Origin of the sequence: uncultured Campylobacter sp. (genome assembly GCF_938018145.1) — a bacterium.
Classification (GTDB): Bacteria; Campylobacterota; Campylobacteria; order Campylobacterales; family Campylobacteraceae; genus Campylobacter_A.
In genome coordinates this window covers 1-2611 of record NZ_CALIII010000184.1, presented here as the reverse complement: position 1 = coordinate 2611, position 2611 = coordinate 1, and the positions used below count along the sequence as shown (strand labels likewise).

2 protein-coding genes are annotated in these 2611 nt (G+C 43.3%); both read right to left on the bottom strand.

Features of this window, described 5'->3' with window-relative positions:
- Window positions 1-98 precede the first annotated feature (98 nt).
- Window positions 99-2087: a methyl-accepting chemotaxis protein gene (locus tag Q0338_RS04235; protein ID WP_298085670.1), complete on the bottom strand. Its 1989-nt coding sequence runs from the start codon at window positions 2085-2087 to the stop codon at window positions 99-101.
- A gap of 32 nt (window positions 2088-2119) precedes the next feature.
- On the bottom strand, window positions 2120-2611 hold a 492-nt coding region (locus Q0338_RS04230; RefSeq protein WP_298085669.1), incomplete at its 5' end, for a methyl-accepting chemotaxis protein.

The following is a 2611-nucleotide window of genomic DNA, read 5'->3' as shown; positions in this document are numbered from 1 at the left end:
AGATGTGCGATTATACTAAAAGCCGGGGCAAAATTTATTAAAGCGGATAAAATTAGAGTAAATTTGACGGCCCTGCAAAAACAGAGCCGTCACGAGAGTTAAAATTTCTTCTTCCTCACGTCTTCGACGATAGCCTTAGCCATGTTGTCGACTTGCGCGGTTACTTCGTTAGTTCTACTTACGACGCCAACGTTGTTGTGAGTTAGCTCGTCTATCTGGGCCACAGAGCGATTTATCATATTTATGCCTTCGCTTTGCTCCTTGATGCTCTCGCTCATCTCGTTGATACTTTGAGCCAGTACGTTTGCGTTGGCTTCGATTTCGCCGAGCGATTTTTGAGTGCGTTCGGCAAGCTTGCGAACCTCATCGGCAACTACGGCAAAGCCGCGTCCATGCTCGCCCGCCCTTGCCGCCTCAATAGCAGCGTTAAGCGCTAGCAAATTCGTCTGATCAGCGATATCGCGGATAATCACGATGATATTTTTGATCTCTTCACTTTGTCTCATAACGTCGCCAGTCTTTTGACTGATGGCGTTCATCGAGCTACTCATCTGCTCGACTGCGGCGGCGCTTTCTTGTAGCGAGCTTGCTTGTACGTTAGCGCCGTTTGTGAGCTCTTTCATCGACTCGGCCAAAATGCCCGCTTTTTCTTCTAGCAACTTAGCTTGCTCTAAATTTATATTGAGCATATTCGTGATCTCTTCGCCTAGCGAGTTGATGCCTGCAGCCATCTTGCCGCTATCATCAAGCCTTTTTGTGAAGTCTTGCGCTTTAAAGCTCTCTAGCAATCTTATAACCTCATTGCTGTTTTCAGCGATCGCATCTTTTAGTGCTGCTTGAAGCTGGGCAAAAGTAGATTTTAGCTGATTTAGCGCAGGGTTAGAGGTATGCGCATCAAGAGTCGCTGTAAAGTCGCCCGCCTTTATCTTATCCACAAAAGCGTTTGCTTCTTTGATAAAGTTATTTTCAGCAGTATTTGACGCCTCTACTTTGCTTATATTTTCGTTTATAAGCGCCGCCATGACCCCAAATTCGTCCTTCGTGGCCACATTTGCTTTAAGCGGCTCTTTGGTTTCGTAGTTTAGGTATTTGAAAAACGCATCTAGCGCGCTTGATATGATACCAAGAGGCTTCAAGAAATATCCGACCATAAACACCAAGATAACGACGATAATCGCGATAAATACAAGTGAAGATACGGACTGATTTAATAAAACGCTATCTAGTATAGGATCATAATCTTCTACTGAGCTATTGGAGCAAATAAGCCAATTTGCTTTATCGTATTTTTGGCATGAAAATATTTTTTCATTACCGCCAATTTTATTCAAAAATGCTTTACCGCCGTTTTTGTTGTAGCTATTTATAACAAATTCAATAGATTTTTTTAGCTCTGGATCGGATGATAAAATATATTTACTCTCCGGATGGTAAATCAAAAGCTGAGACTCTAGGTCTATTATAGCCGCGGCGCTAGTTTTAGACTCTTTTGACCTTGCTAGACTACTTCCGACATCATCCAAATGCAAATCCGCAGCTACTACACCAACAGCTTTACCGCCTATCACGATTGATTTTGCCAACGTCAAAGTATATTTTCCGCTCGACTGAGCTACATACGGAGCCGTAAAAATAAGTTTACCCTTAGAAACACTTTGTTTATACCAAATTTTTTCTCTGGAGTCGAATTTATCCTTTTCAGGTGTCAAATTTACAAATTTAGGTCCCCTACCCTCTTGTGCGACCGCATCATAAAGCTCGCCGTTATCGGCAAAGCCTATGAAAAATTCAGGTATCTCCACTGCAACAGCCATAGTCATTAGGCGATCTTTGAGCTGATCCTTGTCCGTCATAAGATGAGGATTTTCCTCTATATATCGCGCTAGGCCTTCTACCGCAAAAACCTTCGTACCAAGATACTCTTCGGCATAAACATCCAAAGAGTGCGCGATGGCCTCCTTTGAATTTTTCGAAACGTCCAAAATAGTATTTTTAGTACTATTGTAGTTCATAGCCGCAAATATAGTAAATAGTACGGCCAATAATGCAAAAATGATAAAAGCTATCTTATTTGCAACCTTTTTCATCCAAACCCTCCTTTGGTAATTTTTATTTTGTTTTAAAATTTCTTTTTTCTCACATCTTGCGCGATGGTTTTAGCCATGTGATCCACTTCGGCGGTGACTACGTTGGTTTCGTTTGCGACCCTGACGTTTTGCTTGGTTAGCTCATCGACATGGGACACGCCTTGATTGATTAAATTTATAGCTTCGCTTTGTTCTCTGATACTTTCGCTCATTTCATTTATGCTTTGAGCCAGCACGTTTGTGTTAGCTTCGATTTCGCCGAGCGATTTTTGGGTGCGTTCGGCTAGCTTGCGAACCTCATCGGCTACGACCGCAAAGCCTCGTCCGTGCTCGCCTGCCCTTGCCGCCTCGATAGCTGCGTTTAGAGCTAGCAAGTTTGTCTGATCTGCTATGTCGCGAATAATCACGATGATGTTTTTGATCTCTTCGCTTTGTCTCATGACGTCGCCGGTTTTTTGACTGATGGCGTTCATCGAGCTACTCATCTGCTCGACTGCGGCAGCGCTTTCTTGTAGCGAGCTTGC